At 41.0% G+C, this 25,484-nt stretch carries 23 protein-coding genes and 1 pseudogene; 17 read left to right on the top strand and 7 right to left on the bottom strand.

Annotated features, from left to right (window positions below):
• Positions 1 to 17 precede the first annotated feature (17 nt).
• Complete coding sequence (locus tag TY87_RS14635; RefSeq protein ID WP_100187639.1) at positions 18 to 674, bottom strand: histidinol-phosphatase; 657 nt, start codon at positions 672 to 674, stop codon at positions 18 to 20.
• A 135-nt stretch (positions 675 to 809) separates the two neighbouring features.
• Here TY87_RS14635 and TY87_RS14630 point away from each other — a divergent pair, with 135 nt between their 5' ends.
• From TY87_RS14630 to TY87_RS14600, 7 genes are all read left to right on the top strand, one after another.
• The gene (locus TY87_RS14630; RefSeq protein WP_072841570.1) at positions 810 to 1,295 is read left to right on the top strand and encodes an RNA pyrophosphohydrolase; all 486 of its coding nucleotides are present in this window, start codon (positions 810 to 812) and stop codon (positions 1,293 to 1,295) included.
• 49 nt (positions 1,296 to 1,344) lie between these two features.
• Positions 1,345 to 3,633 carry a phosphoenolpyruvate--protein phosphotransferase gene (ptsP, locus tag TY87_RS14625; RefSeq protein WP_072841572.1) on the top strand — a complete coding sequence of 763 codons (2,289 nt, stop codon included), beginning with the start codon at positions 1,345 to 1,347 and terminating at the stop codon, positions 3,631 to 3,633.
• A gap of 27 nt (positions 3,634 to 3,660) precedes the next feature.
• Positions 3,661 to 4,470 carry a prolipoprotein diacylglyceryl transferase gene (lgt, locus tag TY87_RS14620; RefSeq protein WP_100187638.1) on the top strand — a complete coding sequence of 270 codons (810 nt, stop codon included), beginning with the start codon at positions 3,661 to 3,663 and terminating at the stop codon, positions 4,468 to 4,470.
• A gap of 151 nt (positions 4,471 to 4,621) precedes the next feature.
• Positions 4,622 to 4,927 (top strand): type II toxin-antitoxin system RelE/ParE family toxin, encoded by a 306-nt coding sequence (locus TY87_RS14615; RefSeq protein WP_100187637.1) that lies wholly within the window; start codon positions 4,622 to 4,624, stop codon positions 4,925 to 4,927.
• Positions 4,924 to 5,208 (top strand): addiction module antidote protein, encoded by a 285-nt coding sequence (locus tag TY87_RS14610; protein WP_100187636.1) that lies wholly within the window; start codon positions 4,924 to 4,926, stop codon positions 5,206 to 5,208. The genes TY87_RS14615 and TY87_RS14610 overlap by 4 nt, the downstream gene beginning before the upstream one ends.
• A gap of 1 nt (position 5,209) precedes the next feature.
• Complete coding sequence (locus TY87_RS14605) at positions 5,210 to 5,737, top strand: GNAT family N-acetyltransferase (protein ID WP_100187635.1); 528 nt, start codon at positions 5,210 to 5,212, stop codon at positions 5,735 to 5,737.
• Entirely contained in the window at positions 5,721 to 6,221 is a 501-nt protein-coding gene (locus TY87_RS14600) for a GNAT family N-acetyltransferase (RefSeq protein WP_100187634.1), read from the top strand. Before TY87_RS14605 ends, TY87_RS14600 begins: the two co-directional genes overlap by 17 nt.
• Positions 6,222 to 6,314: 93 nt before the next feature.
• Here the strand turns inward: TY87_RS14600 and TY87_RS14595 are convergent, their stop codons facing one another.
• Positions 6,315 to 7,166: a thymidylate synthase gene (locus TY87_RS14595; RefSeq protein ID WP_100187633.1), complete on the bottom strand. Its 852-nt coding sequence runs from the start codon at positions 7,164 to 7,166 to the stop codon at positions 6,315 to 6,317.
• A 164-nt stretch (positions 7,167 to 7,330) separates the two neighbouring features.
• Between TY87_RS14595 and folA the strand changes: the two genes are divergently transcribed.
• Complete coding sequence (gene folA / locus TY87_RS14590; protein WP_100187632.1) at positions 7,331 to 7,840, top strand: type 3 dihydrofolate reductase; 510 nt, start codon at positions 7,331 to 7,333, stop codon at positions 7,838 to 7,840.
• 6 nt (positions 7,841 to 7,846) lie between these two features.
• Positions 7,847 to 8,272 (top strand): secondary thiamine-phosphate synthase enzyme YjbQ, encoded by a 426-nt coding sequence (locus TY87_RS14585; RefSeq protein ID WP_100187631.1) that lies wholly within the window; start codon positions 7,847 to 7,849, stop codon positions 8,270 to 8,272.
• Between the two features lie 69 nt (positions 8,273 to 8,341).
• Here TY87_RS14585 and TY87_RS14580 read toward each other — a convergent pair whose 3' ends face one another.
• The 3 genes from TY87_RS14580 to ilvD form a co-directional block, all read right to left on the bottom strand.
• The gene (locus TY87_RS14580; RefSeq protein WP_072841585.1) at positions 8,342 to 9,565 is read right to left on the bottom strand and encodes a sensor domain-containing diguanylate cyclase; all 1,224 of its coding nucleotides are present in this window, start codon (positions 9,563 to 9,565) and stop codon (positions 8,342 to 8,344) included.
• Positions 9,566 to 9,587: 22 nt separating this feature from the next.
• The gene (locus TY87_RS14575) at positions 9,588 to 10,430 is read right to left on the bottom strand and encodes a 23S rRNA (adenine(2030)-N(6))-methyltransferase RlmJ (RefSeq protein ID WP_072841587.1); all 843 of its coding nucleotides are present in this window, start codon (positions 10,428 to 10,430) and stop codon (positions 9,588 to 9,590) included.
• 95 nt (positions 10,431 to 10,525) lie between these two features.
• Entirely contained in the window at positions 10,526 to 12,370 is a 1,845-nt protein-coding gene (gene ilvD / locus TY87_RS14570) for a dihydroxy-acid dehydratase (protein ID WP_072841589.1), read from the bottom strand.
• Positions 12,371 to 12,532: 162 nt separating this feature from the next.
• Between ilvD and TY87_RS14565 the strand changes: the two genes are divergently transcribed.
• A complete protein-coding gene (locus TY87_RS14565) occupies positions 12,533 to 13,753 on the top strand; it encodes an EAL and HDOD domain-containing protein (protein WP_100187630.1) in 1,221 nt (406 codons plus the stop codon).
• 557 nt (positions 13,754 to 14,310) lie between these two features.
• Here TY87_RS14565 and fdxA read toward each other — a convergent pair.
• A complete protein-coding gene (fdxA, locus tag TY87_RS14555; protein WP_012071401.1) occupies positions 14,311 to 14,634 on the bottom strand; it encodes a ferredoxin FdxA in 324 nt (107 codons plus the stop codon).
• Between the two features lie 155 nt (positions 14,635 to 14,789).
• Positions 14,790 to 17,441, bottom strand: a complete 2,652-nt coding sequence (gene mutS / locus TY87_RS14550) for a DNA mismatch repair protein MutS (RefSeq protein WP_100187628.1) — start codon at positions 17,439 to 17,441, stop codon at positions 14,790 to 14,792.
• 78 nt (positions 17,442 to 17,519) lie between these two features.
• Between mutS and TY87_RS14545 the strand changes: the two genes are divergently transcribed.
• The 7 genes and pseudogenes from TY87_RS14545 (at position 17,520) to TY87_RS14515 (ending at position 25,401) form a co-directional block, all read left to right on the top strand.
• Entirely contained in the window at positions 17,520 to 18,020 is a 501-nt protein-coding gene (locus tag TY87_RS14545) for a CinA family protein (protein ID WP_084122585.1), read from the top strand.
• A 113-nt stretch (positions 18,021 to 18,133) separates the two neighbouring features.
• Positions 18,134 to 18,325, top strand: a pseudogene (locus TY87_RS14540) (recombinase RecA); the annotation flags it as partial.
• Positions 18,326 to 18,447: 122 nt separating this feature from the next.
• Entirely contained in the window at positions 18,448 to 19,500 is a 1,053-nt protein-coding gene (recA, locus tag TY87_RS14535; RefSeq protein ID WP_100187626.1) for a recombinase RecA, read from the top strand.
• Between the two features lie 61 nt (positions 19,501 to 19,561).
• Positions 19,562 to 21,643: a hypothetical protein gene (locus tag TY87_RS14530; protein ID WP_100187625.1), complete on the top strand. Its 2,082-nt coding sequence runs from the start codon at positions 19,562 to 19,564 to the stop codon at positions 21,641 to 21,643.
• Positions 21,643 to 23,715, top strand: a complete 2,073-nt coding sequence (locus TY87_RS14525; protein ID WP_100187624.1) for a site-specific integrase — start codon at positions 21,643 to 21,645, stop codon at positions 23,713 to 23,715. The genes TY87_RS14530 and TY87_RS14525 overlap by 1 nt, the downstream gene beginning before the upstream one ends.
• On the top strand, positions 23,708 to 24,178 hold the full coding sequence (locus TY87_RS14520) for a hypothetical protein (RefSeq protein WP_100187623.1): 471 nt from the start codon (positions 23,708 to 23,710) through the stop codon (positions 24,176 to 24,178). The genes TY87_RS14525 and TY87_RS14520 overlap by 8 nt, the downstream gene beginning before the upstream one ends.
• Positions 24,175 to 25,401: a tyrosine-type recombinase/integrase gene (locus TY87_RS14515; RefSeq protein WP_100187622.1), complete on the top strand. Its 1,227-nt coding sequence runs from the start codon at positions 24,175 to 24,177 to the stop codon at positions 25,399 to 25,401. Before TY87_RS14520 ends, TY87_RS14515 begins: the two co-directional genes overlap by 4 nt.
• Positions 25,402 to 25,484 lie beyond the last annotated feature (83 nt).

The following is a 25,484-nucleotide window of genomic DNA, read 5'->3' as shown; positions in this document are numbered from 1 at the left end:
TCTTATTGTTTCGTTCACTAATCTCTTAAAGAAATATGCTGCCAGCCACGATCTTGCGCAATTTTTGTTAGTGTCTCATCGGCATCAACGGCAATAGGGTGAGTAACCAATTCTAATAAAGGTAAATCATTACGAGAGTCGCTATAAAAAAAGCTACCTTCCATTGTGTGTCCGGTCTCAGCCAGCCAATCATTTAAGCGTGTAACCTTGCCAGCTTGGAAGCTTGGAACACCAACAATTTTACCTGTGTAGTGATCGTTAATGATCTCTGGCACAGGTGCAATAATATGATCCATGCCTAAAGCATCGCCAATTGGCCCAGTAACGAACTGGTTAGTCGCGGTGATCATCAGCAAGAAATGACCTTGGTCTTTATGATGCTGTAATAGCGCATTAGCTTTCTCTTGCATCATTGGCTGGATTTTTTCTTGCATGAAAATGTCGTGTAGCTTGGCCAACTCTTCTCTAGAGAACTTAGTTAATGGTTCTAGGCTAAACGCCAAGTATTCATGAATATCTAAAGTACCAGTTTGATACTCTTCGAAGAACTTATCGTTGGCTAATTTGTAAGCGTGGCTGTCTACTAAACCTTTCTCAACGAGAAATTGTCCCCAAGTGTAATCGCTGTCGCCATTTAATAATGTGCCGTCTAAGTCAAATATTGCGAGTGTCACAAGCAGTCCTCAATTCTTCTAAAGTGCGTGAATTATAGCTCTGGAGACAATAAATAACAGCAGTCTTAATTGTGCAGATGGGGGAATTATGGAACAATGAAACTAATTTATTTTTATATTAAAAGGTGATAGCTCGTGATTGATGCAGACGGATACAGACCGAATGTGGGCATCATACTGATGAACGAGCGTGGCCAACTTCTTTGGGCGAGACGCGTAGGGCAAAATGCTTGGCAGTTTCCTCAAGGAGGTATCAAATCCGACGAGACACCTGAAGAAGCTTTATTTCGAGAGCTTAAAGAAGAAGTAGGTTTAGATCCTCATCAGGTGGAAGTAATAGGTAAAACTCGGGGTTGGCTGCGTTATCGTCTTCCTAAACGCATGCTAAGACACAATAGCAAACCTCTATGTATTGGACAAAAACAGAAATGGTTTCTTCTGTCTATTCGTTGTCCTGATGCTTCTGTGTGCGTAGATGGAACGGAAACCCCTGAATTTGATGGCTGGCGCTGGGTTAGTTATTGGTACCCACTTGGCCAAGTTGTGGCGTTTAAAAAAGATGTTTACCGTCGAGCTCTAAAAGAGCTTATCCCCAGTGCACATCGTCGACTAGAAAAGTGATAAACTTACTGGCTTGATGCTGGAGGTTATATAGATTGATGGGAGAGCTATGCTAAGTTTGCTAAGACGTATTACCCAGGAGGTGACTGCCGCGCAGTCTTTATCTGCGGCACTTGACATTATTGTCCGACGTGTCCGCAGAGCAATGCGAGCAGAGGTGTGTTCTATTTATTTAGTAGACACCAATACTAAAGAATATATCTTGATGGCAACGCGCGGTTTGAATGCGGACGTTGCAGGTAATGTTAGTCTAAAAGCAGATGAAGGTTTGGTTAGTTTAGTTGGTCGTAGGGCTGAACCTGTAAACCTTGAAGATGCTCATATTCACCCATCTTTCCACTATTTAAAAGGTTCCGGCGAAGAACGATACCGCTCTTTTCTAGGTGTTCCTATTATTCATCATCGACAAGTTTTAGGCGTGCTGGTGGTTCAGCATGAAGACAAACGTCGATTTGATGAAGGCGAAGAAGCCTTTCTTATTACTTTATCGGCCCAATTGGCGGGTGTTATTGCTCACGCTGAAGCGACAGGGGCGATTACTAGTATTAATCCTAACGCTATTCCTAGTGGATCGGATTTTCGCTATAAGGGTGTTCCTGGTAGCTCTGGTGTAGCGATTGGTCGCGGTGTTGTGGTGTTTCCGCCTGCTGATTTAGATGTTATCCCTGATCGTCGTACAACAGATTTTGATGAAGAGATTCAGGACTTTTATCAAGCACTTGATGCCGTTCGACAAGACATTCGTCGCGCCAGCAATCGTATTAGCCAACACCTTTCAGAAGATGAAAAAGCATTATTCGATGTTTATCTAAAAATTCTAGATGACAACTCAATCGCTGGTGAAATTGTTCGAAAAATCAAAGAAGGTAATTGGGCTCAAGGTGCATTAAGACAGGTTATTCAGGCGCATATTCAGCAATTTAACCGCATGGATGACCCTTATTTACGTGAGCGGGCCTCGGATCTTCGTGACCTTGGTCGTCGTATCTTATCTCATCTTCAAGAGAAGGCTCCAAATGTAGCAGAGCGTTTCAGTGAGCCATCTATTATTATCGGTGAAGAGCTCACCGCGTCCATGTTAGGCGAAATTCCAATTGATAAGATCAAAGGCCTAGTCTCGGTAATGGGATCGGGTAACTCTCATGTGGCAATTTTAGCCCGTGCTATGGGTATTCCAACTGTCATGGGCGCATTAGATTTGCCTTATGCTCAGTTGGATAAAGTAGATCTTATTGTCGATGGTTATTTGGGCAAGATTTTTACCTATCCGTCTGAAGCGCTTATTGAAAATTATCAGCAAATTGTTGATGAAGAGCGTCTTTTAGAAGAAGAATACGAAACACTCAAAGACTTACCTTGTGAAACTCTTGATGGCCACCGTTTATCTTTATTTGTTAATACTGGTTTGTCTGCTGATATCGCCCGTTCTTTGGATCGTGGTGCGGAAGGTATAGGTCTTTACCGTACAGAAGTGCCTTTCATGGTGCGAGATCGTTTTCCGACCGAAGCGGAACAGGTCGTTATTTATCGTCAGCAGTTAGAAGGTTTTGCACCTTCGCCAGTAACGGTTCGTACTTTGGATATTGGTGGTGATAAAGCGCTGCCTTATTTTCCTATAAACGAAGCGAACCCTTTCTTAGGTTGGCGCGGTATTCGAGTTACTCTGGATCATTTGGAAATCTTTATGGCGCAAATTCGCGCCATGATAAAAGCCAGTGCTGGCCTGTATAATCTAAAAATTATGCTACCTATGATTTCAAATGTGGCGGAAGTAGAAGAAGCCTTAGCGCTTATTCGCCGTGGTTATGCAGAGGTTAAAGAGGAAGGTTACGACGTCAAAATGCCTCAAGTTGGCGTAATGATAGAAATTCCTGCGGCGGTTTATCAAGTTAAAGAATTAGCTGAATTGGTGGATTTCTTATCGGTAGGAAGTAACGATTTAACGCAATATTTGCTTGCTGTAGATCGAAATAATCCGCGTGTAGCGGACTTATATAATTCTTTCCATCCTTCTGTATTACGTGCATTGCTTAGCATCGTCGATCAAGTCAGAGATGAAGGTGTCGGTTTAAGCGTATGTGGTGAAATGGCTGGTGATCCGATGGGTGCTATTTTATTAATGGCCATGGGGTACGACGTATTATCGATGAGTTCGACCTCACTTCCTAAAGTGAAAGCGGTGATTCGTAATATCTCGATGGAACAAGCGCAAGCCATGCTTAGCGAAGTGATGAAACTATCTCATGCTGAAGCGGTCACACAGACTATGACACGACTCATGCGCGAAGCCAATATTGAGCGTTTGATTCGACCATCTAAAACCACTAACGTGGAATAATACCTATCAGAGGCTTGCTTCAATATTATGATTTCATATCCAAACATTGACCCTATTGCCATATCAATAGGGCCAATTTCCGTTCATTGGTACGGCATTATGTATCTTATTGGCTTTGCCGGGGCCTACTTATGCGGCATGTATCGCGCTAAACGTTCCAATGGGCTTTGGACACCAGAGATGGTCAGCGATGCTATATTTTATGGCGCACTTGGCGTCATATTGGGTGGCCGAGTCGGTTATATTTTGTTTTATCAGTTTTCTGCGTTTGTTGATAATCCACTTATTCTTGTTCGTATTTGGGAAGGCGGCATGTCTTTCCATGGAGGGTTATTAGGCGTTATTACTGCTATGTACTTCTTCGCTCGTCGTTACAACAAGCACCTGGTTGATGTGACCGACTTTCTGGCGCCGTTCGTACCAATTGGTTTAGGTGCAGGGCGTTTAGGCAACTTTATTGGCGGTGAATTATGGGGCAAACCGACAGATGTTTCTTGGGCGATGATTTTTCCTAATGATCCGCTGCAACTTGCTCGTCACCCTTCGCAGTTATATCAATTTGCACTAGAAGGTGTAGCACTGTTTTGTATCTTGTGGTTCTTCTCACAAAGAACAAAACCGCGGTATTGTGTCTCTGGTATGTTCTTACTTTTCTACGGTATTTTCCGAATCCTAGTAGAATTTGTCCGCGAGCCAGATATACAAATTGGCTACCTTGCTTTTGGTTGGCTGACAGAGGGGCAGCTTTTATCTTTGCCAATGGTAATAATTGGTGTTGGCTTAATTATTGCGGGCTTCAAGCTAAACACATTTCCAAAAGCGAATGCTTCAAAATAGCTAAAAAGATTTAGAGTGACGCTTAAAACCAGCCGTACGGCTGGTTTTTTTGTTTTGATGCTGACAAAGCTAATTATGGCTTTTGTTTTTTTAAATGTGAAAGAGTAGATTAAAATTGTATTGATGTAGCCTAAGGGCTACAATTATTTATATGAAGTATGAAATCAAGAAAACGGATGTTTTTGATCAATGGCTGTTTAAACTAAAGGATCGACAAGCTCTTTTGGCGATAAACATGCGAATCATTAGGGCGATTAACGGCAACTTCGGTGATAGCAAAGTGATTGCGAGTAATCTCTTGGAGATGCGTGTTTTTGTGGGAAAAGGCTATCGAGTTTATTACAGCGTACGTAATAACGAAGTTATCTTGCTTATTAATGGTGGCCATAAAGGCACACAGAGCAAAGATATAGAGAAAGCGAAGATATTGCTTAGTGAATGGGAGCAACCATCATGACATTAAAGGCAAGCGATTTTAATCCGTTTGATTATATTGAAACACAGGAAGAAGTGCAGGCTTTCTTACAAGAATGTTTGGCTGACGATGACCCAAATACCTTTATTGAAGCATTGGGATTGCTGGTTAAAAAACATGGTGTAACCGATATTGCTTTAGCATCTGGACTGAACAGAGAAAGCTTATATAAAACCATCAGTGGTAAAACAAAGCCGCGCTTCGACACGATTTTTAAAATCATGCAGGCACTAAATTTTCGCTTCACCACACACTCAGCTTGAAATGGAACTGCGTCTATTATCTCGGTCTGACTTTAAACCTTTGCTGCTATTTGAAACAGAAAACCGAACTTGGTTTGAAGCGCATATCAATCCGCGGGAAGTTAGTTTTTACAGTGATGAAGGTGTAAAAAAGCACATCGAAGAATTTCTTTCGCAACATCAAAGAAAAGCCATGTTGCCGATGCTTATTATTGACGACACCGGTGAGATTGCTGGACGTATTAATTTAACCGATATTAATTTAGTGTCGCACGAGGCTTATTTAGGCTATCGAATGGGCGAAAAATTTGCCGGACGTGGCATTGCCAAGCGTGCAGCTGAACAAATAACTCAACTGGCTAACGAGCTTAATCTGCAAAAAATAATCGCCTTCGCTTCTGTGGACAACATTGCTTCGCAGAGAGTGCTGACACACAACGGATTTGTTGAAATGAAGACCCATGAAAACTTCGCTGAAGTGCAGGGTAACAGTATTGATTGTATTGAATACCATAAAATTGTTAAGGAAAAGCATGACACTCTTGGTTAGAGAAGCGCAAACCAAAGATGCACAAGACATAGTTAATATTTTGAATCCCATTATCGAGGAAGGTCTTTTTACCATACTCGATATTACTTTTTCGGTAGAAGATGAGGAGCAATTTATTCAAGACTTCCCTGAGAGGGGGGTGTTTCATGTGGCCTTAAACGAAGAGGGTTCAAGCGTCATTGGCTTTCAAAATGTAGAGCCGTTTGCTGCCTATACTCATGCTTTTGATCATGTCGGTATTATTGGAACATTTGTTGATGCCAGTTGCAGAAGGCAAGGGGTTGCATCGATTTTATTTAAAGCGACCTTCAACTTAGCAAGATCAAAAGGCTATGAAAAGTTATTCGCCTACGTCAGAGAGGATAACCCAAACGCTTTAGCGACGTATTTAAGACAGGGCTTTGAAGTGGTAGGAACTGCGAAAAAACACGCTAAAGTTCGTGGCAAATATATCGATGAAATTTTGATAGAAAAGTTCTTATAGGATTAATTTATCCACAAAGATGACTTCAATATAAAACAGCGAACCATTATTGGTTCGCTGTTTTGCTTTTAGGTCTCTTGAACCGAGAGTTGCTTAAACTGAGAAAGGGTAGGAGATAGGCTCGTGGAATTGGTAGCCTTCGATTTCAAAGTCATCCATGGTGACCCAAGTTTCTATGTCTTTTAAAGATTTGATCTCTGGGTTGATTTTTAAAGTTGGCAGAGGGTAAGGCTCGCGCTTTAGTTGTACGTCACGCATTAGTTCTAGCTGATCTTCATAGATGTGAGCGTTCACTATCTTATGAAAGGCTTTGCCTGGTTTTTTCCCTGTGATTTGCGCAACGATGGCAAGCAATACGTATACCTGAACCATGTTGAAATTTAAACCAAGTGGCACATCACAGCTGCGCTGTGTGCTGTTTAGATAAAGCGTATCACCAAGCAATGAAAAGTGATGGCTGTACATACAAGGACGAAGACAAGCCATGTGAAACGCGCCTGGGTGATAAAAAGTGAGGATTTCCCCACGGTTATCCACACCACGGCTTAGATCGTCAACAATCTGTTTTAATAGGTCGATATGACCACCGTCTGGCTTTGGGAAGTGACGGCCAATAGCACCATAGCAAAGTCCCATGTCATCTTCGCCTTTACGGTAAGGGTTGTTTAGCCAAACTTCGTTTTCGTTGGCATTGGCATCCCATGTTTTGGTGCCCAGCGCACGAAAGTCTGCCGCGTTATCGTAGCCTCTTAAATAGCCGATGATTTCGGCAATAGCAGACTTCCAATAGCTTTTACGTGTGGTGACGAGAGGGAATTCGCCTTTACTTACATCATAGGTGAGGTCGGCATTAATAACGGTTAGGCAGCGCTTGCCAGTACGTTCGTTGTTGACCCATTCACCTTCGTTAACGATGCGGTTGCAAAGATCTAAATACTGTTTCATAAAAATGCCTTGTCTGTTTTAGCCTCGACGAATGCTGGTAATGCAGGTTAGGAAATGCAATCTGGATCGTCATGGGTATAATAAATGCCATTGATTATATCAGAAGCCTTTGCTCTTGGATTGTCGGAGCAAAGAAGAGCCAAGATTTTTAAGCAGGTTATTGTATGTTGTCACTAATTGTCGCTATGTCTACGAACCGAACCATCGGTATTAATAACTCGTTACCTTGGCATTTGCCAAATGATCTTAAATATTTCAAGCAAGCGACGATGGGCAAACCCATTGTCATGGGACGTAAAACCTTTGAATCTATTGGCAAGCCATTGCCAGGTCGTCGCAATATTGTTATCAGTCGTGATCCAGCTTATCAAGCGGAGGGGATTGATGTGGTGACGACATTGGAAGATGCCATTTCCCTTGGCGAAGATATTTGCTTGGTTAATGGCCAAGAAGAAGTCATGGTTATCGGCGGCGCGCAAATTTACCAACTTGCTCTTGAACGCGCGGATCGTTTGTACATCACTCATGTGGACGCCGAAGTAAAAGGTGATGCGTTTTTCCCAGAGGTAGATTGGCCATCGTTTACCCTGATAGGCGAAGAAGCTTTCGCCGCTGAAGGTCCGAATCCATACGACTATCGTTTCTCTGTTTACCAAAGAACCAGCGCAGAGTAATTCATTATGTGGCAACAAATTGAGATTCAATTGCCAGCGATGCGTCGAGGCTTTCATTTGATCACTGATCAGGTGGCGGCTGCTTTATCAAAAATGACACCAGTATCGATAGGGTTATTGCATATTCAACTGCTGCATACTTCGGCTTCTTTGACGATCAATGAAAACGCCGATCCTTCTGTTCGCCGTGATATGGAAAAACATTTTTCTCACATGGTGCCAGAAGATCAGCCCTATTATGAGCATATTTACGAAGGCAGCGACGACATGCCCGCACACATAAAAGCCAGCATGTTGGGCTCATCTTTGACGATTCCTATTCGGGATAAGAGGTTGTGCTTAGGGATTTGGCAAGGCGTTTATTTAGGTGAACACCGTGATCATGGTGGCGCGAGAAGGATCGTTTTAACGCTGCAAGGTGATCGCGACTAAATAGTCATATTTGCTAGAACAAAAACGCCGCATTAAAAATGCGGCGTTTTTGTTTTTAAGAACTTAAATCTAGTTAACGACGATTTGTTTGCAAGAAGCTTGGCCATCTTCAACGGCTTGATTTGCGCTCAGCGCTAGTTCTTCTATTGTTTCACCATCTTCTGGAAACGCTGCTATACCAATACAGAAATCCATAGGATCTGAATTGCCTTCAAACAAAGCTGAGCTTTCACTTTCTGTCGGGTTAATGATGTGTTTTAGCAAAGTCTTCGCATCTTTTACGCTGGTGTTAGGAAGTAATAACAGCAGTTTGTCAGGCTCTACTCGTGCTAGTACATCCGCTTCTCTAATCTTTTTATAGATATAACGAGCGGAGGTTTGAATGGCAATATTGCGCGCTTCCATTGGAAGTTTGCTTAGGCGTTCGTTAGCATCAAGGTTTATTTTTGCCATGGTTAATGGCGTATATTGGCGTTTTGCCAAGCCTAGTTGCTTTTTAAAATGCGTCAGCGCTGCGCCACGAGTCAATAGCCCTGTTAGTTCATCAAATGTCGCTTGGTTGCGTAGATGTTCTTCCAGTGCTTTTTGGTGGCTAATATCCACCATGAAACCAATGATCTTCTTGATGCTGCCATCTGGGCCTTTGGTGTAGCTTCTGCCGCGTTCTTTTACCCATAGGTAACGTTGGTCACCCGTCAGAATACGATATTCCACTTCATAATAATCTTGATTGAGTGCTACATGCTCATTGACTACAGTAGCCAATTTTTTCACATCATCGGGATGAACAAGGGCGTGCCATTCAGTAGTAGAGCGTGGTGTTTTATCAAGTGGATAATTCAATAGTGTCGCAATGGATTTTGAACAAGATACTAAATCTGACTCTGTTTCCCAGATCCACAATCCCGCAGAAGATTCTGTCAGTGCGAATTTTAGCAGGGTGTTTTCGGCAGCAGAAAGATCCATGTGGTCAGTATTGTAAACACAAGCCAACACCGTTTCGCCAAGGTGGCGCATTTCAAGCTGCATATTGATTAGCTTATCACCAACACGAATTAAGCTTTCACAACGCTCAATGCTGCCGCTTTTGATTTTTTTATTAAGCTTTTGCCAGTCGTCAGGAGAAACGGCGTCTTCACAAAGTGATTCCCAGGTACCGGAAGGCGTCGAATTAAAATTTTCAAACAAAATTTCAAAGTTGCGATTGTATGATATTAGTTTGCCAGTGCTGCTTTCTATTATAAAAGCAGGCGTTGGCATGTACTTAAACGCGAGTTCAAAAGGCGTGTTCATGACGCGCTCCTTTATAATATGGTTATTCTGGGGTGATCCAAGTAACTTGGTAATCCGCATCATTATCTTCTGCTAGTAACTTGCTGAGCACTGGCAAAAATTCCTTGGCTTCTTTTTCTAGAGTCCAAGGTGGATTGACGATAATCATACCGCTTCCTGCCATGCCGCGCTCTTGTTCTGTGTTTCTAATGCAAAGCTCTAGTAAAAGCACATTACGAATATTGGTTGCTTTGACGGACTTTAATAATTCGTTAGCTTGCTGACGATTTAATACAGGATACCAAATGGCATAAGTGCCTTGAGGGAAGCGTTTGTAACCATCATCTAGAGCTTGAACAACGTATTGGTAATCTTTTTTCACCTCATAAGGTGGATCCATCAGCACGAATCCACGCTTCTGTGGTGGTGGCAGCATGGCTTTAACCGCGGCAAAGCCATTGTCTTTTACAACATTGGCTTTACGTTTATTCGGGAAAAGTGCCGCTAAAATAGGGTAATCGTTTGGATGCAGCTCACATAAGTGTAGCTTGTCTTTTTGGCGAACGTAATAATCGACAATTTTGGGGCTGCCAGGATAAAACTCTAACGTATCTGTTGGGTTCATCTCGCGGACGATGTCTAACAGGTTTTCCAATGGCTCAGGAAGGTTGTCTTCGGTTAACAGTCGTGCAATACCTGAATGGAATTCTTTGTTCTTTTGCGCCTGCTCAGAGTTTAGTGAATATTGACCAATGCCAGCGTGTGTATCCAAATAGAAAAAAGGCGCGTCTTTTTTTATAAAATGGCGACATATTTGACTGACCGTCAAATGTTTTAAAATATCAGCGTGGTTGCCTGCATGATAAATATGGCGATAGCTGAGCATTGTTTTTCCTGTGATGAATAATTAGATTTTGAATGAAAAAGGCCGCAACGCCCGTATTTGGCAAAGCGGCCTTTTGCGTATTACTTTTTTAACAATTAGTCGATTTGACTAATATCACGTACTGCCCCTTTGTCCGCACTGGTCGCAAAGTGCGCGTACACTTTTAGTGCTGGAGAGACTTTACGTGGACGTTCTTCAACTGGCTTCCAAGCGTTTGCGCCTTTTGCGTTCATAGCGTCGCGACGAGTTTGTAGCTCTTCATCGCTAAGCAAAACATTGATCGTACGATTTGGAATGTCGATCAAAATACGGTCGCCATTTTCAACCAAACCGATTGCGCCGCCGGCAGCAGCTTCAGGTGAAGCGTGACCGATAGACAGGCCAGATGTACCACCAGAGAAACGACCGTCAGTTAATAGTGCGCAGGCTTTTCCTAATCCTTTGGACTTAATGTAAGACGTTGGATAAAGCATTTCTTGCATGCCTGGTCCGCCTTTAGGGCCTTCGTAGCGAACGATGACAATGTCACCTGCTTCCACTTTATCATCAAGAATGTTCTTAACCGCTTCGTCTTGAGACTCCGTTACGTGAGCACGGCCTTCAAACACAAGAATCGATTCGTCTACACCTGCACTTTTTACAACACAGCCATCAACAGCGATGTTGCCATAAAGTACTGCTAAGCCACCTTCGAGGGAAAAAGCATTTTCGATGGAGCGAATGCAACCCTCAGCACGGTCTCCATCTAAAGAAGGCCAGCGAGTAGATTGGCTGAACGCGGTTTGCGTTGGAATGCCGGCAGGTCCTGCTTTGTAAAATTCTATGATCTCAGGAGTTGGCGAGCGCATAATATCCCATGTCTCTAACGCTTCTAGCATGGTTTTTGAATGCACAGTGTGACACTGATTGTGCAAAATTCCTGCGCGATCAAGCTCACCCAGCAAGGCAAAAATACCACCGGCACGGTGTACATCTTCAACGTGGTATTTCGGTGAGTTTGGCGCTACTTTGCATAGTTGAGGCACTTTACGAGATAAGCGATCAATATCTTGCATGGTGAAATCAACACCTGCTTCATTGGCAATTGCCAATAAATGCAAGATAGTGTTGGTTGAGCCACCCATGGCGATGTCTAAAGTCATGGCATTTTCAAAGGCTTCGAAGCTTGCGATAGAACGTGGTGCCCAGTTCGCTTCATCGTTTTCGTAGAAACGTTTAGTGATGTCTACGATGCGACGACCAGCATCTAAAAACAAACGGCGACGATCTGAGTGAGTGGCTAATGTCGTGCCGTTGCCCGGTAAACTTAGACCAAGCGCTTCGGTTAGGCAGTTCATTGAGTTCGCGGTAAACATGCCAGAGCAAGAGCCACAGGTTGGGCACGCTGAGCGTTCGTATTCGGCTACTTTTTCATCTGTTGCCGTTGGGTCTGCTGCGATAACCATGGCATCGACTAGGTCAAGTTTGTTTTCGGACAGTTTGGTTTTTCCCGCTTCCATTGGACCGCCAGACACAAAAATAACCGGAATATTTATGCGCATAGCAGCCATTAGCATCCCCGGTGTAATTTTGTCACAGTTTGAAATACAAACCATAGCATCGGCGCAATGAGCATTAACCATGTATTCAACAGAATCTGCGATCAAATCACGAGATGGAAGACTGTAAAGCATGCCGTCATGACCCATGGCGATACCGTCGTCGACAGCAATAGTGTTAAATTCTTTCGCTACACCACCTGCGGCTTCAATTTCACGAGCAACCAGTTGGCCCATGTCTTTGAGATGAACATGACCTGGTACAAATTGAGTGAAAGAGTTGACCACGGCTATGATTGGCTTTTGAAAATCATCGTCTGTCATTCCGGTTGCACGCCATAGCGCGCGAGCTCCGGCCATATTACGGCCCGATGTAGTTGTTTTGGAGCGATATACTGGCATTGTTTTCCCCACAGATTATTGCTTTATTTTGTTTTATATAGCTGGCTACATTTTATGTAGTCCATGTTACCAAGATTATTGTCTATGCCCAATGGCAATTTTTAGACAATATTGAGACACTGTATAAATTAATACTGATACTTTTATTGAAACGGAAACGATATGGTCGAAAATGTATTATCAGCCCACTCTAATGTTGCATTGGCAAGACAGCCAATCGTAGACAGTCGCCTTGCTGTAATGGGGTATGAACTTCTTTATCGCAAAAATTCTGTTGCAGCGCAGGCTGATATTATAGATGACGTTGGAGCAACAGCTCAGGTCATAGCTGCTAGTCTTTTTGAGCTGGGTATGGAAAACCTTGTGGGGACAAGTAAGGCATTTATTAACTTTCCTCGCGCTTATTTGTTAAGTCCCAGTGGCATGCCGATCAATAAAGAAAATATCGTGGTTGAAGTACTGGAAGGTTCGGGCTTCGATGCGATTTTGTTGTCATCTTTACGTCGCTGGGTGAAAGCTGGCTGCTCTATAGCATTAGACGATTTTGTTTTTGATAGTAAGTTAACGCCTTTTATTGAGCTCGCAGACTACATCAAACTAGATGTCCAGACTTTAGGCCGAGATAATTTCCACAAACAAGTTGAAGCACTAAGGGGCTTTAACATTAAAATTATTGCTGAGAAAGTGGAGACGTGGGAAGACTATCAATTTTGCCGTTTGTTAGGTGTTGAATATTTTCAGGGGTACTTTTTTGAAAAGCCTGAATTGATATCTAGTAAAGCGTCTAAAGTGAACAGTATGACACTTTTGCAATTGATGTCATCGCTTTTAAATACATCGACTTTAAGTGTCGACGATCTGGAGCGAATAGTCAGCCAAGACGCAGGACTGGTTCATAAACTACTGCGTTACTTAAACTCTCCTATTACAGGCTTAGTTGCCTCGGTTGATTCTGTGCGTTTGGCTATTATGTTGATTGGTGTGGAAAAACTTAAATCATTAACCAATTTATTATTAATGTCTGAAATGGTTGGAGATAGACACGTTTTGCTTGAGCAAATAATGGTTCGCGCGAAACACGCTGAATTATTTGCTCATAGCCGGGGTTACAATAATCAGGATAAATATTTTTTAGCCGGAATGTTGTCAATGATTGATGTTTGCACAGGAATGAAGTTAGACGAAGTGCTCGGGGAGTTGCCTTTACCAAGTGAATTTATTAACGCGATAGTACATCGATCTGGAAGAGTGGGTAATACGCTTGATCTAGTGGAGCATTATGGCAGTGGACATACGATAAAAAGTCCTCAAGATTTGGACGACTTGAAAACTACGTACCTTGATGCAATCAAGTGGGCTGATGAGTTTCTTGTTGCTATATGACTCTGTATGTTTGAATGAATAATCAAGGTTTGTAGTCTTTTCCTTACATGCCTGTAGGCGTTTCCCGTATGTTGTGTGGCTATATGTCATGTATTTTTGTGATCTCTATCTATCTCATTGATTTTAAATAAAATAACTGAATTTTAGTTGTTTTTGATAAAGTTGATATATATTTTTTAGCTGTTAAATTGTGTCTTATCCAAACGGAATTCATGGATGAAAAGCGCATGACGTGCTTAATGAAATGCCATTGATGGTGTTAAGGATTGAACCGGATGTTCGAGAGCAATGGATTGTTCAAAGGAATAACGTGGTTTGATGGAATGCGCCATTTGATAAGGATAGTTTGGATGCTTCATGATGAAGCAAACAGTGATGTTTTACTCATCGGAAGAGTTGCTTGACAGGATGTTAGCAAAAAGCAGGGTTGCCAATAGGCGCCCTTTTTTTTGTCTTAAATTTGTCGGTTTTTATCTGTATAAAGTTAAGTATAAAAAAAAGCGACCTTGGAGTCGCTTTTTTACATTCTTGGCTTTTAAATTTGGTATAGCGTTAAACTAGCGCTCTAAATGCTCTAATTTATCTTCAACACCATCCCACTGCGCGGCATCAGGAAGTGCGTCTTTTTTCTCTGCAATATTTGGCCAGATCAAAGACAAGTCTCTGTTCAATTCTACGAACACTTCTTGGTCTTCAGGCAATTCGTCTTCAGAGAAGATAGCATTGGCTGGACATTCAGGTTCACATAATGCGCAGTCGATACACTCGTCAGGATTGATGGCTAAAAAGTTAGGGCCTTCGTAGAAGCAGTCCACAGGACAAACTTCAACACAGTCAGTGTATTTGCAGCGAATGCAGTTATCGGTAACGATGAAAGCCATTCGACTTCTCCTTACAAGCTATAAAAATGATTGCGCGCTATTTTAGATGTATAGGCTATTTCGCGGCAAGCAACAATCGTCATTAGGCTAAATTTATCTGCTATTAGCTTATATCGAGACCTTTCGACAGAAGTCTTAAAGGTCTCTATAACCCATTACAGCTGAGACTTTAGCTTATAAAGGGCGCTTATTGCTTCTAGCGGCGTCATATTATCTAAATCTAGTTCTTCAAGAGCATTTTTCAAGGCATTTTGTTCCGCCTGAGCAAACATATCCACTTGCTGAGGTTGATAGCCATTCTTGCTTTCTTTGACCAAGTGCTCCTTGGTTTTTGCTTTGATTGAACTTGAATTTGCCTTAGTCTCTATGGTCTTTGTATCAAGGTCAATGCCTGTGACGACTTCCAGTTCTTTGAGTTTTTGCTTAGCGTGCCCAATAACATCTCGAGGGACCCCTGCTAGTTGTGCAACTTGTAGCCCGTATGATTGGCTAGCTGGGCCTTCATGGACCTTGTGTAAGAAGACGATTTCATCTTCGTACTCTGTCGCTGTTAAGTGAACGTTAGCCGCGTTTTCTAATTGGTCAGCAAGCGTAGTGAGCTCAAAGTAATGCGTTGCGAACAAAACATAACATTTTAACTTATTAGCTAAATAGTCGACTGCTGCCCAAGCTAATGACAGGCCATCAAATGTACTGGTGCCGCGTCCAACTTCATCCATTAGTACCAGGCTATTTTTGCTGGCGTTATTTAGGATATTTGCGGTTTCCGTCATTTCCACCATAAAGGTTGAGCGACCGCCGGCAAGATCATCTGATGAACCCATTCGTGTAAAGATTCGATCCACTACAGAGATAGAAGCCGATTCTGCTGGTACAAAACAGCCGGTATGCGCCAATAAAGTGATTAAAGCTATTTGGCGCATGTAGGTAGATTTACCGCCCATATTCGGGCCGGTGATCATCAATAAGGAGCGTTTGTCATTTAGATCAAGATCGTTTGGTACGAAAGGTTCTGAAATAACCGATTCCACTACAGGGTGACGGCCGCCGACAATTTGAATACCACCACGATTATGTAATTCAGGGCAGGTAAAACTAAGCGCATTAGCGCGTTCCGCAAAGTTGTTCAGTACATCAAGTTGCGCTAAAGCTTGGCTGGTGGTTTGTAGTTCGCCTAGAATCTCATTAAGTTGTTCTAGAAGCGCTTCGTAAAGCTCTTTTTCTCTGGCAAGGGATTTGGATTTTGCACTCAGGGCTTTGTCTTCAAAGGCTTTTAGTTCTGGTGTGATAAAACGTTCGGCATTTTTTAGCGTCTGACGACGAATGTATTCCACCGGTGCCTGATCGGAATGTAGACGACTAATCTCAATGTAATAACCATGAACTCGATTAAAACCGACTTTTAATGAGCTGATGCCAGTACGGGCTTTTTCGCTGCGTTCCATTTCGGCAAGAAAGTCTGTGGCATTAGTGGATAAGGCCAATAGTTCGTCTAACTCTTCATCGTAGCCTTTGGCAAAAATACCACCATCACGAACAACTGACGGTGGATTTTCGACAAGGGCTTTTGCCAACGTCTCTGTGATATCTGGTTGCGCGATAATACGCTGATTGAGTTCTTGCAGTCGCTCAGATGTAGCACTTGCTAACAAATCGTTGATTTCTGGGGCGGCTTCAAGCGCAAATCGCAGGCGCAATAAGTCTCTTGGGCGAGCAGAGCGTAAGGCGACGCGTGACAATATGCGTTCTAAATCGCCCACTTTTTTAAGAGGCGCTTCAAAGACATCATAGGTTTGGTTTTTCTGTAATTCTGCGACGACTTGTTGGCGAGCCTGAATTTCGTTTAAATCACGAATTGGCGTGTGCAGCCAACGTTTTAGTAAGCGGCTGCCCATTGGTGTAGAGCATTTATCGAGAACTTCTACAACTGTGTTGCTGGTACCGCCAGTAAGATTGATATCGATTTCTAAGTTACGTCGAGTCGCGCCATCAATCAGAACCGAATCGTCTTTATGTTCAACCATGATGGATTGAATGTGCGGTAACGCAGAGCGTTGAGTATCTTTAGCGTATTGAAGTAAAGCACCTGCAGACGCAATAGCGGCTGTCATGGCCTCACAACCAAAACCAGAAAGGTCTTTGGTGTTGAATTGCTGAATTAATTGGCGATAACTGGATTCATAATCGAAATGCCAAGGGCCAAGTTCAGAGATGCCTTTTTCCAGCTTCAGTGTCTTTCGTGCAGGGAAATCTTCAGAGATCAAAATTTCTCTCGGCGATAAACGCTGTAATTCACTAGAAAGCGCTTCGTGACCATCTACTTCAAATAAGCAAAAACGGCCACTGGCCATATCTAAATAAGAGAAACCAAAAATATCGAGCCCTTTACGGGATTGATGAGCCAGGGAAAGTAGAAGGTTTTCGCGTTTCTCTTCCAGGAATGCTTCATCACTAATGGTGCCTGGCGTTACAATGCGAGCGATTTGGCGTTCAACAGGACCTTTGCTGGTGGCTGGATCGCCAGTTTGCTCAGCCACAACAACGGACTCGCCCATACGAACTAAGCGCGCAATGTAGTTTTCCGCAGCGTGATAGGGAATACCAGCCATCGGAATTGGCATGCCACCAGAATGACCGCGAGCGGTAAGTGTAATATCAAGCAGCTGAGACGCGCGTTTAGCGTCATCGTAGAAAAGCTCGTAAAAATCTCCCATGCGATAAAATAGCAGCTGGTTTGGGTGCTGTGATTTAAGGCCGAAGTATTGGCGCATCATCGGTGTATGATTATCTGCTGGTGTTTTACTCATTCGGGAAGCTCGATTGTGATCCAAAAAATAGAGGGGTATTCTACGGGATATTTTCCTAGGATTTAAGGGATAACGATAATGAATCAAATGCAAAAAATGACACGAGCGGCACAACAAGCCAGCGAACTCTTACAAGCAAGAGCGTTGTTGTTGGTTACGGCTGAGTCTTGCACTGGCGGGTTGATTAGTGCGGTATGCACGGAAATAGCTGGTAGCTCATCATGGTTTTTTGGTGGTGTGATTAGCTATGCCAATGAAGCTAAGATGCGTGGTTTGTCGGTAAAAGAAGAAACGCTATCATCCTTTGGTGCCGTGTCTGAGCAAACAGTGAAAGAGATGTGTGCTGGTGCCTTACAATTAGGCGGTGACATTTCTGTGGCTGTGAGTGGCGTGGCTGGTCCTGGGGGCGGCTCGCCAGAAAAGCCTGTAGGTTGTGTTTATATCGGGTGGAAAATGCTTGGACAAGAAGCCAAAGTTGAGCGTTTTCAGTTTTCTGGGGATCGTCAAGCGGTAAGAGAAGCGACTGTTTTAGCTGCTCTTCATGGTGTGAAAGAGATGCTTGAAAGCAGTGAAAAATAATACTGTTTTTATATACAGTATTTCTTGAGATTCCCCAAAAAAAACGATAGAGTTACCCACAACGACAATTAATCACAACGAAAAGTAGCCACAAGGATTTCATAATGTCATCTATTGCAGACAACAAGAAAAAGGCGCTGGATGCAGCGCTGTCTCAAATCGAGCGTCAATTTGGTAAAGGCGCCATCATGAAGATGGGCGAAGGTGCCAAGCTTGATATTGATACGGTTTCTACTGGATCGTTAGGTCTGGATATTGCACTAGGTGCTGGTGGTCTTCCTTATGGTCGTATCTGTGAAATTTTTTAAGGCACTATAGATAAAGTGGTACATGTTCGTTTAGTCCTTGTTGGAACTGGCCCTAAGCGCTTTTTATTTAGATGAACTAGTACACATAAAGAATATTGAAAAAATTATAGGTGAATATAATGGAATCTAAAGTGGTTGATGCTAATAAGAAAAAAGCACTTGATGCAGCTTTATCTCAGATTGAACGTCAATTTGGGAAAGGCGCAATAATGAAAATGGGGGATACTCCACGAGAAGCGATTCCTAGTGTATCAACAGGCTCTTTAGGATTAGATATAGCTCTTGGTATAGGCGGACTTCCTCTGGGTCGTTGTATAGAACTGTATGGACCAGAAAGTTCCGGGAAGACAACCCTAACACTTAGTACAATCGCCGAAGCACAAAAGAAAGGATATACCTGTGCGTTTATTGATGCAGAGCATGCCCTTGATCCATCTTATGCTGAAAAGCTTGGTGTAAATGTTGATGAACTGCTTTTGTCTCAACCTGATACTGGTGAACAAGCGCTTGAAATTGTGGATATGTTGGTTCGCTCAAATGCTGTAAATTTAATTGTTGTAGACTCAGTGGCAGCCTTAACGCCTAAAGCAGAAATAGAAGGCGAAATGGGGGATTCCCATATGGGTTTACAGGCTCGTTTAATGTCTCAAGCACTTCGAAAACTTACAGGTGGCGCTAAAAACGCCAATTGTATGATCATATTCATAAACCAGATTCGAATGAAAATCGGAGTCATGTTTGGCTCACCAGAGACGACAACAGGTGGTAACGCCCTTAAGTTCTATTCTTCTGTACGACTTGATATTCGCCGCATAGGATCAGTGAAACAAGGTGACGAAGTTGTTGGTAATGAAACTCGTGTCAAAGTCGTTAAAAACAAAGTTGCTCCTCCTTTCAGACAGGCTGAATTCCAAATCATGTACGGAGAAGGTATTTATCACATGGGGGAGATCATTGATTTAGGTGTGAAACAAGGGCTAGTTGATAAAGCTGGAGCTTGGTATGCTTATAAAGATACTAAAATTGGACAAGGTAAAGCGAATGCAGCAAAATATCTTGAAGAAAACCCAGATATTGCGAATGAAATTGAAACAGAAATTCGTAACCAACTTATCCAAACCCCTACAAAGAAAGAATCCATTGTGATTGAAGATACGGATAGTCAAGAATGAGCTTAATGGTTTTTTCTTTGTAATTTAATTAGGTGGGGGCTAGTAATAGTCCCCATTTTTTATGGAAGTAAAAGTAAACTCTACCACGATTAGATCATTCTCTATTTACTCGAATACTTTACCGAATGATTTTCTGCTTGATGTAGCAAAGGCTTGGGGGTTGCTTAATGCAACGTTTAAAACAGAATCTACCGAAAGAACCTATTACCAACATATAACTAGATGGCTAAGGTTTTTAGCAGATAGGCCAAACCATCCAGTTTGGAGCTATATTGGGCAGGATGGCGGATCATTAGCGGAAGAGTATCTTGCTTGGCAAAACTTCTTAACCGAGTATCGAAACGATATATTTGATACCTTCTTTCAAGAAGACCAACTAAAGACTCGTAACAATCAATTAATGGGAGTCAGAAAGCTTCTAGAGTATTTGGCTTATACTAAAACTATTCCGCATGGACTTGTTCTTCGTGGATGGAAAGACAAGCAAAGACTTGGGCAGAGTTCCACATTTTTATCTAATGATTTTTATCGACTTATAAATAGAAGTAAAAATGATCTGCAAAAACTTGTAGATTCCATTGATGATAATGATGTTTCGCTCGATGAGGATGTTATATCCCTGATTAAAAATGCACTTGAGAATACTGAAGAAGATTTTGATTTTAATCCAGTATCCTTAGTGATTTCCTCGTTACAAAATAGAAAAATTCAGCTTAAAGATCAAGCAGCTAGCGATTATATTGCATATATAGACTCAACAAACCAAGCTAAAAAATGGGCTGAAGACTTAGAGATAAGTGCTTGTGCAGATAAATTCCATAAAACTATGTTATCAAACGTCGATGCACATACAAAAATGCACTTGTATGATGAAGCATTAGGCGGATGCGCAACTTCAGTTTTAGTAAATTATTTGATTCGTTATAACGAAGGAAGGTTGCTTTTAAATACGGACTCTCGTTACAGCTTATTTTGGCTGCCAGATAGAATGAGTAGATATAACTATAATCGGGATCATATACGAAGGTACCTTGGTTGCTCAAATTATGGGATGGTTTGTGCATTCGCATTTATCATGCTTGAAACTAATGCAAATACAACCAGTGTTTGGGGGTTAAAGGAAGATGATCTAATCGATTTGGATAAAAAATCTTTTCAACTTAATTGGACTAAAAAAAGGCAGCGTGGGCATGAGGCAAAATATAAAAAACTTCCAATGAGAATAGATGAGCTTGCTCCCCAAACTCTCACTGTAAGAGATGTATTCCTCCACCAAATTGAATGTCGTGAAAAATTCCTCAATGATGTAATTCCAAGAGATAGAAAATTTCTATTTCTTCAATGGCACAAAAATAATGTAAAAATTAGTATAAATAAGCGCGTTTATGCACCTACTAGACCGTCATTAGAATTCTTTAATCGAATTTTTAAAAAACTCTCTAAAAAAGCGTCCGGCGGCGCTTGGGAAACAACTCCTAAAGCGATCAGGGGGAGTGCTCTTCTTCTTACTGGGCTTGTTACTAGGGACGCAACAGCTGTAATGATTGAAGGTCAACACACTTCTTTAGAAATGGGTAAGCGCTATACATATCATTATCCTGAAGTATGGCAACAAGATAAAGAAATACGATTATTTCTTAACTGGTACCAAGCATTATTTACAGTTGATATTGAAGGTTTTGCTGAGAAAATTGGTATTGATCCTATTTTGTATAATGAAAATAAAGAATTTGCTTTGGAACAGCGCCAAAAAGAAGCTCAAAATGCAATTAATCAACAGTTTGGTGGTATTCATTGCATTGATCCAATCGCTGGCGCTCAACCTGGAACAAAAGCTGGTAGTGTATGTAACAAGGTAGATAAATGTCCGACATGCAAGCAGCGAAGGGGCGTATTCGTAACTTCAATAAATAATTTAGCTAATGTTATACAGTGGCATGAAGTTCTTGTTCAATTAAACCAGACTCTAAGCGACAATGATTTTTATAAATGGCGAGTATGGCATGTTTTCACAACCCTCATTCTTGATACCTTTTCAAAAGACCCAACGCATGCCAGATTAATGAGAGAGGCACAAGAAAAAGCAGCACTAACTCAAAACTCATACGCAAGCCTCATTCCTGTTGCTGAGGTAAATATCTAATGGCATTGCCAATCATTAATTACGTCAATTATTTTTCAGATTTTAATACTAGAAGCGATATTGAATCCCTAAAGATAAGATGGTTCAAAGACTGCTTTTATGATTCTGATATTTGGGTATTGCAAGACACTAAAAACATGAAAAGGACTTATGATATTGATTGGGAAAACATACCTGTTGGTCCGAATGGTGAGAAGCTAAATAATTATTATGGCACAGTACAATTGATAAAAATGAGTCTCTTGATAAGGGCTTCTACAACAGACAAAAAGCTAGGTATGATAGATTCAGCTGAATCATTATATAAAGCAGCAAATACGTTGTTTAATTTTTATCGATATTTACTTTTAATTCCTAATATTTCAAATTTATCTAGTATTAATAGTTCTGTTATTAATCAACTTATTACTGATTATTCTACAAAAGGGCTAGTAGTGCGTTTGGACTTAGATTCACGAGCAGTAAATCGATTTGATGAGATAATTTCTAATGGAAATATTGGGGCCTATACGAAAATTAGGAAGTCAACAAAGTATTTAAAGACAAATTTTGAAAAAATAGAATTTGATAACGATATGTTTTCTTTTGAGCTTGGAGTCAGTGCGCGAGCTCTTCAAAATGCTCCTAAATATCAGTTGCTAAAATATAAAACATTAAAGCCACTAGGTTATGACTTGAAAGGAAGTGGTGTGATAAAAAATAATATTGAAACTCAATCGGAAACTACTATTAGAAAGTCGATATCAATTTTATCAGGTCTAATGCGGCAAGTTTATTTAATGCCTGACCTCTTCACAGAAAATCACCGAGTAGATCGTATGTGGATGGATGATGTTAAAGTATCTAAATTATCTAAAAATAAGGCGACTACTTCTAATTTAAAGACCCGAAATATACCCCAAAATATTATGTATGCAGTAATGGACGAATCTATCCGTTGGGTAATTGATTATGCTAATCCTCTACATTGCTACTTTAAGCGTACTAAGCAAATCCATAAAGAAAGATTTGAGGAGCTAAAAGAGGGAGATGGTGGTGGGAATCTTGAATCACAATCACATTATGCTAGAAAGCTTACTTCTCAGTGGATTAAAAAAAATCAACTGGTTAACTTCCCACACCCAATTACAACATATCAACATAAACAAACATCTATTGAACAAATAGTTAATAAACACCTTGTGTCAGCATGTTTACTTGTCATATTAGCATTTACAGCTCGCCGAAGAGATGAGATATATGGACTTAAATCTAATTGTACATATGAAGAAGGCGGACTCTGGTATTTGATTGTTGATCAAGAAAAATTTAATCAAGGTGAGCGAGCTTTACCAACCTTGAAGGTTGTGGCTAAGGCTGTATCTATTCTTGAAGATCTATCAGTGAAAGGAAGAGAAGCTAGTCAATTTGATAACCTTATGCAAGTCACTGGTGCAAATTCTAAACATGGTAAAGCATGGCCGGATTTCAATGGTTTTTGTGACTACGTGGGAATAGAATCAAAAGATGAAGACGGTAATCCATTCATATTTGCTGACCACCAATTTAGGCGATTTTTAGCTATGGCTTATTACTATCAATACCGCGACCCTAACTTATTTACTCTTAATTGGTTTTTAGGTCATGAGTCTATTGAGATGACAATGGATTATATCACTGATAGCGATGGGCAGTGGGAGATGCAGCAAGTTAAAAATGAACGGATTATTGATCTAATTGAAAGTGATTTCAGATCAGATAAATCGTTGATTGGTAATGAAATAGCAGAATTATTTGGAGTCATTGAAGGACAGAGCGAAAAGCGGATTTCAAGAATGGAAGATAAAGGTAAATTAGTTGATAAGTATGTTCTAAATTTTGTCAAAGATGGAGCATGCTTTGGCCTAACTCCTGATATCAAGAAGAGAAGTAAATGCTTAGAGAACGGAGCCATACAATGCTCTAGCGCAACCAAAGGAAGTTGTGAAGGCTGTCCTAATTTGCTTCCAGTAGACCAACCAATTAATCACATTAATGTAACAGATTTGGTTTGTTCATCCTCACCCATGCTTGAGGCGTTACAAAATGGGTAACGGTCTAAAAGTTTTATTAATGCAGAAGATAGAGAGCAAAATAACTGCTCTTGAAAGTTACATAAATGGCTCTAGTATCGATTTTTCTATTCCAACTAAGTTTTCCCTTAACTGGTTTGTAACTCTATCAGAGGGGCGCTATGAGAAGTTTTCTAAGTCTTCTAGAGCAATCAAAGGTGGTACAGCGTTAAACAAACGTATTCTAGGGCTTTTAAATGAGTGTGAAGCACGCCGAAAAAAAGGCGACCCAAAAGTACAATCTAATGATAAAGAGCTTCAAGTCGTAATTAAAAAACTAAAGGTTGAATTGGAGAATACAAAGAAAGAAAGGGACGCGCAGGCTGAAGAGAACACTGAGCTTCGCAGGCAATTAATTGATGCTAAGAGAAAGAATCAAATTTTTCAAGCGCAGATACGAGATCAAAATACCAATAGAAAAATCATTAGTCTGGAGCGTAAATGAGCCACAAGGTATTAGCTCCTTGTAATTGCCCTAAGGTTATATTCACATCTGGTAAAACTGTTGTTCCTGTTACAGAGTGGTTAATTGAACGAAAGTTTAATATTGGTTTGGCTGATAAAACAGTGCGAGCTGATGCCGACCATTTAGTGCATTGGTTAAATTTTTGTGAATCAGAGAAAATAGATTACCTATCTGAACCAACAACTTTCACTATAGAGCGTTATCGTGATGAGGCTCTTGCCCGACTATCTAATGAAAGTTGTGATCTTTATTTATCATCGATATGTAGGTTTTATTGGTGGTGTCAAAATAACACTTCTTACTGCTCAAATATGATTGGGTGGCCAAACAAAGCAGATAATACTGATTTCAATATTATAGTAAAAAAGCCTTCTAAGGGTGGAAGCGACTTTGTGATACCCTTTTTAAAAGGGAGTGTACAAAAACCAATGAAATATATCCCTAAAGCTCATGAGATAAGAGCATTGAACGATTATTTAGCTAGAGAAGTTCAAAACCAAAAGGATAATTCTGTTGGTGAATTTTTATCAATTCGAAATCTACTCATGGTTAGATGGGCGACTGAGGCCGCATTACGGTCACAAGAACTTATTTTTTTACAAATTTCTGATTTACCTCGAGTCGATAACTTTAACACATCTATGTCAGAAGTATATATTCATCGAGGCACTAAATATGGAAAGCATAGAAAGGTTACAGTGAGTAAAAGTTTAATAAAGGCTACTTGGGATTATATTGAATATGAGAGAGATGACGTTATAAGTAGTATTTGGAAAAAACGTGGTGATATTGATAATGTTTTTATTAATGCTGGTAATAGATCTCTAAAACCAAGAATGAGCAAAAATACATTTTATACAGTATTAACTTCATTTAACCCAAAGATAACTCCACACGCTTTAAGGCGTTTCGGTTTAACGAGGTTTGCCGCAAGGTTAATTAAAATCGAACGTATTATTAGAAGAAAAAGTAATGATCTAAAGCAAATTGATGTTAGGCATGTTGAGCAAGCATTAAGACTGCAGGCTGGCCATCAGTCTGTAACAACAACTATAAAACGGTATGTAGATTATGCTTTAGCTGTTGATTTGGATGAGGATGAAATGCAGTCCGTGGCTACTAGAATTGAAGAGTTAGAATGGGAGCTTGAAAACCTTAAGTCAAGGGAAAGAGCAAGCAGAGATTTGCGAGAATTTATATGATTCCTAGATTGCAACATCAAGAGTCTTGGTGTGACGTCTAGCAAACTCTGAGAAGTCCAATCTGCAATACCATCTTTGATGGT

This window comes from Marinomonas sp. BSi20584, assembly GCF_002792415.1.
Lineage (GTDB): Bacteria > Pseudomonadota > Gammaproteobacteria > Pseudomonadales > Marinomonadaceae > Marinomonas > Marinomonas polaris.
Note: the sequence above shows the minus strand (reverse complement) of the source record. Positions and strands in the feature narration are given on the sequence as shown.